This window comes from Curtobacterium sp. B18, from assembly GCF_000333375.1.
In the GTDB taxonomy this organism is placed as follows: domain Bacteria; phylum Actinomycetota; class Actinomycetes; order Actinomycetales; family Microbacteriaceae; genus Curtobacterium.
The window spans coordinates 1-7,717 of sequence record NZ_BACZ01000405.1; the positions used below are offsets into that span (position 1 = coordinate 1).

At 73.1% G+C, this 7,717-nt stretch carries 9 protein-coding genes; 6 read left to right on the forward strand and 3 right to left on the reverse strand.

Features of this window, described 5'->3' with window-relative positions; translation table 11 throughout:
- The coding region (locus tag I5E_RS11245) for a transglycosylase domain-containing protein (protein WP_022907076.1) at positions 1-1,060 on the reverse strand (1,060 nt) is incomplete at its 3' end.
- Positions 1,061-1,110: 50 nt separating this feature from the next.
- On the opposite strand from I5E_RS11245, the gene I5E_RS25470 reads away from it, so the two are divergent.
- Positions 1,111-1,269: a hypothetical protein gene (locus tag I5E_RS25470; protein ID WP_022907077.1), complete on the forward strand. Its 159-nt coding sequence runs from the start codon at positions 1,111-1,113 to the stop codon at positions 1,267-1,269.
- The gene (locus I5E_RS11255; protein ID WP_022907078.1) at positions 1,266-1,727 is read left to right on the forward strand and encodes a RidA family protein; all 462 of its coding nucleotides are present in this window, start codon (positions 1,266-1,268) and stop codon (positions 1,725-1,727) included. Before I5E_RS25470 ends, I5E_RS11255 begins: the two co-directional genes overlap by 4 nt.
- A gap of 78 nt (positions 1,728-1,805) precedes the next feature.
- On the opposite strand, the gene acs is transcribed toward I5E_RS11255, so the two are convergent.
- Complete coding sequence (acs, locus tag I5E_RS11260) at positions 1,806-3,788, reverse strand: acetate--CoA ligase (RefSeq protein ID WP_022907079.1); 1,983 nt, start codon at positions 3,786-3,788, stop codon at positions 1,806-1,808.
- Positions 3,789-4,461: 673 nt separating this feature from the next.
- Here acs and I5E_RS11265 point away from each other — a divergent pair.
- From I5E_RS11265 to I5E_RS11280, 4 genes are all read left to right on the forward strand, one after another.
- Positions 4,462-5,460, forward strand: a complete 999-nt coding sequence (locus I5E_RS11265) for a TadA family conjugal transfer-associated ATPase (RefSeq protein ID WP_022907080.1) — start codon at positions 4,462-4,464, stop codon at positions 5,458-5,460.
- Positions 5,457-6,338 (forward strand): type II secretion system F family protein, encoded by an 882-nt coding sequence (locus tag I5E_RS11270; protein ID WP_022907081.1) that lies wholly within the window; start codon positions 5,457-5,459, stop codon positions 6,336-6,338. The genes I5E_RS11265 and I5E_RS11270 overlap by 4 nt, the downstream gene beginning before the upstream one ends.
- A gap of 83 nt (positions 6,339-6,421) precedes the next feature.
- Positions 6,422-6,640 carry a DUF4244 domain-containing protein gene (locus tag I5E_RS11275; protein WP_022907082.1) on the forward strand — a complete coding sequence of 73 codons (219 nt, stop codon included), beginning with the start codon at positions 6,422-6,424 and terminating at the stop codon, positions 6,638-6,640.
- A gap of 31 nt (positions 6,641-6,671) precedes the next feature.
- Complete coding sequence (locus tag I5E_RS11280) at positions 6,672-6,977, forward strand: hypothetical protein (protein ID WP_049973497.1); 306 nt, start codon at positions 6,672-6,674, stop codon at positions 6,975-6,977.
- Between the two features lie 428 nt (positions 6,978-7,405).
- Here I5E_RS11280 and I5E_RS25475 read toward each other — a convergent pair.
- Positions 7,406-7,717: hypothetical protein (locus tag I5E_RS25475; protein ID WP_222836462.1), on the reverse strand; the 312-nt coding region annotated here is incomplete at its 5' end.

Here is a 7,717-nt window from a genome sequence, read left to right on the forward strand (position 1 = left end):
TCTGGATCTTGTAGCCGCCGTTGCGCCACGCGGTGTCGCGTTCCTTCTGGGTGGCTCCCAGCTGCGACATCTCCTTGACGACCTGGACCGCGTAGTCGCAGAAGAACTGCGAGCCGTCGCCGACCGAGGCCTTGCAGCCCTGGGACGGCTGCGTCAGGTGGACGTAGTCCTTCGGGTTCGACTTGACGGCCTCGTCGTACTCGGCCTTCGTCAGGTGCTTCTGCGCGTACATCGACTTGAGGATGACGTTGCGGCGCGCGACGTTGGCGTCGTAGTACTTCGGGTTCGACAGGTTGCGCGTGTTCGGGGACTGCACGATCGCGAGGATCGAGGCGGCCTCGGCCGGGGTGAGGTCGGTCGCGCTCTTGTTGTAGTAGTGCTGCGCCGCGGCCTGCACGCCGTAGGTCTGGTCGCCGAAGTACGCGATGTTGAGGTACCCGGTGAGGATCTCCTTGTGGGTGTACTTCTTCGCGAGGCCGATCGCGAGCTTCATCTCCTCGAGCTTGCGAGGGATGGTCTGCTCGACGGCGTCGTTGTAGGCCTTCAGACGCTCTTCCGGCGTGGTGAGCTCGAGCGCCTGGTTCATCTTGATGTTGCGGACGAGCTGCATGGTCAGCGTCGACCCACCGCCCGACTCGCCGAGGCCGCCGGCGAGGGAGCCCACGCCCGCGCGGACGAGCGAGGTCATGTCGACGCCGCCGTGCTCGTAGAAGCGCTTGTCCTCGCCGTCGATGGCCGCGTTCTTCAGCTGGTCGCTGATCTGGTCGAACTGCAGCTCCTGACGGTTCTGGTCGTAGACCGTCGCGAAGTGCACGCTCTTGCCGCCCTGGTACGCGTACAGCTCGTTGCGCTGCGGGAGGTCACCGATCTCGATGTACTCCGGCAGGGACTCGAACACGCCGATCGTCGACGTCGTCGTGACACCGGCGACCGCGATGGCCGGGGTGACGCCGATCGTGACGAGCAGACCGGCGAGCACGCTGAAACCGACGAATCCGACGAAGGCGCCGACTGCTGAGACGGGCTTGGTCCGCGAGGCAGACGTCTTCTGGGCAGACATAGGATGCAGCCTAAACGACACCGCCGACTGAAAGGCTGGCAAGGATCTCCATGACTCGCTGGGAATACCTCACGACCCCGTTGATCATCCACAACACCACCGCCATCCTGAACAACTTCGGCGACGAGGGGTGGGAACTCGTCCAGGTCGTCACCGGCCCCGAAGGCGGCCTCGTCGCGTACCTGAAGCGCCCGAAGGCGGACGCGTGAGCGTCGCGGACCGGCTCGCCGAGCTCGGCCTGACGCTCCCCGCCGTCGCGGCGCCCGTGGCCGCCTACGTCCCCGCGGTCGTCAGCGGTGACCACGTCTACACCGCGGGGCAGCTGCCCTTCGTGGACGGCGCGCTGCCGGTGACCGGCAAGGTCGGTGCGACGGTGGACGCCGAGACCGCGACCGCCCAGGCGCGCGTCGCCGCGCTCAACGCCCTCGCCGCCGTCGAGTCGGTCGCCGGCTCGCTCGACCGGGTCGCCCGTGTCGTGAAGGTCACGGTGTTCGTCGCGTCCGATCCGTCCTTCACCGGGCAGCCGGGCGTCGCGAACGGCGCATCGACCCTCGTCGGCGACGTGTTCGGTGACGCCGGCGTGCACGCGCGGAGCGCGGTGGGCGTCGCGGTCCTCCCGCTGGACGCGCCGGTCGAGGTCGAACTGGTGGTGGAACTGACGTCCTGACGGACCGTCGGCACCACGACGGACGCGAGCCGCGCCTCCTGGCAGACCAGCCTGGAGGCGCGGCTCGCGTCGTTCCCGCTAGATGAGTTCCGCGATGGTCGCCATGATCGTCGGGTCGGCGAGGGTCGTCGTGTCGCCGATGCGGCGACCCTCGGCCGCGTCGCGCAGCAGGCGGCGCATGATCTTGCCGGACCGTGTCTTCGGCAGTTCGGGGACGATGACGACCTGACGCGGCTTCGCGATCGCACCGATCCGCTTGCCGACCCAGTCGCGGAGCTCCTTCGCGGCGGCGTCGCGGTCGACGTCGGCCGCTGCCTCGGCGGTGAGGATGACGTAGGCGACGACGGCCTGCCCGGTGGTCTCGTCGGCGGCACCGACGACGGCCGCCTCGGCGACGCCCTCGTGGCCGACCAGGGCGGACTCGATCTCGGCCGTGGACAGCCGGTGGCCGGAGACGTTCATCACGTCGTCGACGCGTCCCTGGATCCAGATGTCGCCCTGGCCGTCGAGCCGAGCGCCGTCGCCGGCGAAGTAGCGGCCGGGGAACCGCGACCAGTACGTCTCGACGAAGCGGTCCGGGTCGCCCCAGATGCCGCGCGCCATCGACGGCCACGGCTCGGTGATGGTGAGGTAGCCGCTCTCGCCCGGGTCGGCGCGGTTGCCGTCGTCGTCGACGATCTCGGCGACGATGCCGGGCAGCGGCGTCTGGGCAGCACCGGGCTTGAGCTTCGTGACGCCGGGCAGGGCGGAGATCATGATCGCCCCCGTCTCGGTCTGCCACCACGTGTCGACGATGGGCGTGCGGTCGTGGCCGATGACCTGGCGGTACCACTGCCACGCCTCGGGGTTGATCGGCTCGCCGACGCTGCCGAGCAGTCGGAGCGTCTCGAGGCTGCGGGCCTCGGGGACCTGGCGGCCGGCCTTCATCGCCGCGCGCACCGCCGTCGGCGCCGTGTAGAGGACCGTCACGCCGTAGGAGTCGACGAGGTCCCACCAGCGGCCCGGCTTCGGCTCGTCGGGCGTGCCCTCGTAGAGGACCTGCGTGACACCGTTCGCGAGGGGGCCGTAGACGACGTAGGAGTGCCCGGTGATCCATCCGATGTCGGCCGTGCACCAGTAGACGTCCTTCTCGGGGTGCATGTCGAACACGTTCTTGTGCGTGTACGCGGCCTGGGTGAGGTACCCGCCGGAGGTGTGCACGATGCCCTTGGGCTTCCCGGTCGTGCCCGAGGTGTACAGGATGAAGAGGGGCGTCTCGGCCGGGAACGCCTCGGCGGTGTGCTCCGGAGCGGCCTTCGCGACCTCGTCGTGCCACCACAGGTCACGGTCGTTCCAGGCGATGTCGTTGCCGCCGCGCTTGACGACGAGGACGTGCTCCACGCTGTCGGTGCCCTCGCCCTCGAGTGCTTCGTCGACGGCGGGCTTGAGCGGTGAGACCGCACCACGGCGCCAGCCGCCGTCCGCCGTGACGACGAGCTTCGCCCCGGCGTCCTCGATGCGGGCACGGAGGCTCTCGGCGCTGAACCCGCCGAACACCACCGAGTGGACCGCACCGATGCGGGCGACGGCGAGCATCGTGACGACGGCCTCGGGGATGAGCGGGAGGTAGACGACGACCCGGTCGCCCTGCCCGACGCCCAGGTCGGTGAGCATGTTGGCGGCGCGCTGCACCTCGGCGGTGAGCTCCGCGTAGGTGATCCGACGGGTGTCGCCGGGTGCGCCCTCGAAGTGGATGGCGACCCGGTCCCCGTGGCCGGCGCGGACGTGCCGGTCGAGGCAGTTCTCGGCGACGTTGAGCGTGCCGTCGGCGAACCACTTCGCGAACGGCGCGCCGGACCAGTCGAGGGTCTGGGTTAACGGCGTGCGCCAGTCGAGGAGCCCCCGTGCCTGGTCGGCCCAGAACGCTTCGCGGTCGGCCGCGGCTGCCTCGTGCAGGTCCTCGTGCGCGACGGCGTCGGCGACGAACTCCGGCGACGGGGGGAACGTGCCGTGGTCACCGGCGTCGGGGCCGTCGCCGTTGGCTCCGTCGTGGCGGGGGTCGGTCTGGGTCGGAGCGGACATCGAGGTCCTTTCGCGTCGTTGCGGCAGGGGTGCAGTCGGAGACTACCCCGCGTCCAGGGCCCCGGTGAGCGGTCCGTCCCGGCGCGGTTCCGCGGGGCAGAAAGGGACGGGACGGGGTCCTCGTGCGTGGTCCCGTGGCCGGTCGTGTCGAGCCGGGCGGTGACGTGTTCGCTCACGGCGTGCAGGCGGCACGCCCGGAAGTCGTCCCGAGGGTTGCTCCTGGCGGCCGATCATGGGGTACAGTAGATCCCGCTGGACTCGTTTCCGGCGGCAACGGTTCGGATTCCCCCCAATCCACCGATGTCCAGGCGGCACCTGTTCCCCCCAACCGGTGCCGCCTCTTCTCGTTTCCGGGCGAGTTCGTTCGCCGGACGCTTCGTCCGCCGGCACGCACTCGACGTCGATCCGCACGGGGACGCCGAAGAGTGGACAGACCTGTCCATGCTCTTGCATCGATCCGATCCGGCTCCGTGGGGCGGCCGCTCCGTCGCACCGGGCAGGCTGGGAGCGATCCCGGGCCGTTCGACGGTCGACGGTCCGTCGGGACGCCGACTGGGGTACGGGTTTGCGTACCGGGGGACAAATCGGTCCGTTGCTCGTCACCCGCGCAATCCTCCACAGCGGGGATGGTGGACGCGGACCCGACGGGTGCTGCTCCCTACTGTCTGGTCGCATGCACCGACACCGTGCCGACCCCCCGTTCCTGCCCGGCACCACACGACCGCGTCGACGCCGCGACGTCCTCGCGGCCGAGTTCGAGGAGCTCGCCGCCCTCGTCGACGACGCCGGCGTCACCGACGTCCTCGTCGTCGGCGGTCGCGGGACCTGGGTCGACCGTGGCACCGGACTCGGACGGGCCGGACCGGTCCTGCCCGAGGCGCGCGTCCGGGAACTCGCGACCGAGCTCGTGGCACGCGGCGGACGGCACGTCGACGAGACCACGCCGTGCGTCGACGTCCGCCACGGCGACGGGATCCGGGTGCACGTCGTGCTCGCGCCCGTCTCGGTGACCGGCACCGCGATCTCGATCCGACTGCCCGCAGCCGACCGACCGACCCTCGCGTCGCTCGAGGCGCTCGGGGCCTTCCGACGGATCCCGCGGTCGGTCGTCGAGCGTGCGGTCGACGAGCGCCGCAACGTGCTCGTGACCGGGGCGACGGGGAGCGGCAAGACGACCCTGCTCGCGGCGATGCTCTCGGCCGTCCCGCCCGACGAGCGGATCGTCACCGTCGAGGACGTCGCCGAACTCCGGATCGACCACCCGCACGTCGTCGCGCTCGAGGCCAGACAGGCGAACGCCGAGGGGGCCGGCGCCCTCGGGCTCGACCGGCTCGTCCGCGAGGCACTGCGCATGCGTCCCGACCGGATCGTCGTCGGGGAGTGCCGGGGTGCCGAGGTCCGCGAGCTCCTCTCCGCGCTGAACACCGGTCACGACGGGGGAGCGGGGACGGTGCACGCCAACGGGATCGCCGACGTCGCGGCACGGCTCGAGGCGCTCGGCACGCTGGCCGGGCTCGGGCCGGAAGCGCTCGCTCGGCAGGCGGTGAGCGCGCTCGACCTGGTGCTCCACGTCGAGCGCCACGGCGGGCAGCGTCGGCTCGCGGCCGTCGGGGCGGTCCGGATCGGTCCGGACGGGAGGCTCGTGGTGCGTCCCGTGGATCGGTCACGGTGAGCCGCGGGCCGGTGACGGTCCGCCGGTGGGCCGCCGCGCGGTCGGGTAGCCGCGGCGAGCGAGCCGACGGCGCCGCCGCGGCCAGGACCCTCGACCGCGTCGCCACCCTCGTCGCCGCGGGGGTCCCGCCGGCCCGCGCGTGGGCGCTGGTGGGCGGGTTCCCCGACGACGGCGGTCCCGGGTGGGAGGACGTCGCCGCCGTCCTCCGCGTCGCCGAACGGACCGGCGCTCCGTCGGCGGGCACCGTCCGCGCGCTCGCCGCGGCCCTCCGGCGCTCGGCGGCGTCCGACCGTGCCGTCCTCGTCGCCCTCGCCGGGCCGCGCGCGAGCGCCCGGGTCGTGCTCGCGCTGCCCCTGCTCGGCCTCGTCCTCGGGTCGACGTGGGGGTCCGGCGCCGTCCGGGTGCTCGTCGCGTCCCCGATCGGGTGGACCTGCCTGCTCCTCGCCGCGGTGCTCGTCGGGCTCGGTCGGACCTGGAGCGCACGCCTGGTCCGCGCCGCGACCCCCGACGGACACCTGCCGGGCGTGCTGCTCGACGCCTGGGCGGTCGCCGTGTCCGGCGGCGGCTCGTGGGCGGAGGGCGGTGCGGCCGTCCGGGCCGCGTTCGCCGACCGACCGTGGCGGGCGTCGGACGGTGACCACCTCCGGGACGTCCTCGCGCTGGCCCAGCGCGCCGGGGTGCCCGCGGCGACGCTCCTCCGCGCCGCGGCCGAGGACGTCCGTGACGACGCCGCAGCCGCGGGGCTCGCCGCTGCCGAGCGTCTCGCGGTCCGGCTCGTCCTGCCGCTCGGCGTGTGCGTCCTGCCCGCCTTCGTCCTCGTCGGGGTCGTACCGGTGGTGGCGGGCGTCCTCTCCTCCACCGTCGTCGACGTGGGGTGATCCTCCACAGATCCGGTGGCCGGCCCGGTGTCGAGCCCCGGACGCAGCGAGGCTGACAGCACGGCAACAGGAAGGACGACCCCATGACCGAGACACCGACCACCCAGCACCAGCACGACCACCAGCCCCGCGGCAGCCGGCTCCGGCGACGGCTCGACGACGACCGCGGATCGGCCACGGCCGAGTACGCCGTCGTGATCCTCGCGGCGGTGGCGTTCGCCGGCGTGCTCGTCGCGGTGATGCGCTCCGGCGAGGTCCAGAGCCTCCTCACGGAACTCGTCCGTGGTGCGCTCTCCCTCTGACCGCCGTCGGCCGGACGGGGAACGCGGCTCGGTGAGCGTCGAGTTCGCGGTCGTGCTCCCCGTCGTCGCGCTCGTCCTGACCTCGCTCGTCGCGGCCGTGCTCGTCGTGGACGCCGTCGGTCGTCTCGAGGTCGCTGCGGCCACCGCGGCACGGGCGTACGGCCGCGGTGACGACGACGCCGGCCTGGCGGCGGTCGCGCAGCTCGCGCCCGGAGCCGACGTCACGGTGCACCGCGGCGACGGCGTGGTCTGCGTCCGGGCCGAACGGGGAGCGACGGGCCCGTTCGCAGCCGTCCCGCTCGGCGCCACCGGGTGCGCGGCCGAGGCCGGCCGGTGACCGAGCGCGGGTCCGCGACGGTGGTGGTGGCGGTGGTCGTCGGCGTGACGCTCCTCGTGGTGACCGCAGCGCTCGCCGCGGCGGGTCTCCGCGTCGCCGCCGTCCGCGCCCAGGCCGCCGCGGACGCCTCGGCGCTCGCGGCCGCGGCGGCCGTCGTCGGGCTCGTCCCCGGCGAACCGTGCGGGGTCGCAGCACGCGTCGCAGCGCGGAACGAGGCGACGCTCGACACCTGCGTGACCGCCGCTGCCGCCGCCCGCGTCCGCGTCCTGGTCGGCGGCGGACCGTTCGCCGTGGGCGCAGTCGCCGTCGCCGGTCCGGCGGACGACCAGCCCGAACACTATGTGTATGGTGTGCCTGTCGGCCCCCGGTCATCGGTGCCCCGGTCGACCCGGACGCGCTCGTCGTCCAGGGCCGACGCGCACCATCGATCAAGGAGACACGTGCCAGGCACGAAGAAGCCGACGGGCCTCGGCGAGCTCGACCCGGACCGCCCGACGCTGCCCGACGGCCACGGCCGTGCCGGCGAGGAGCAGGGAGCTGCCCGCGGAGACGACGAAGGTGGCGGCCCAGACGTCGGCCGGCTCCCAGCGTCCGGGTGCCACCGCGACGAGGGCGAGGGTCAGCACCGTGGCCGCGGTCCAGACGGCTGCGGTGAGCCGCCAGTCGGTCCGGACGCCGAGCACGACCAGGAGCGCGCCGACGCCGATGATCGCGGGACCGGGAGCGGCCACGGACCGGCG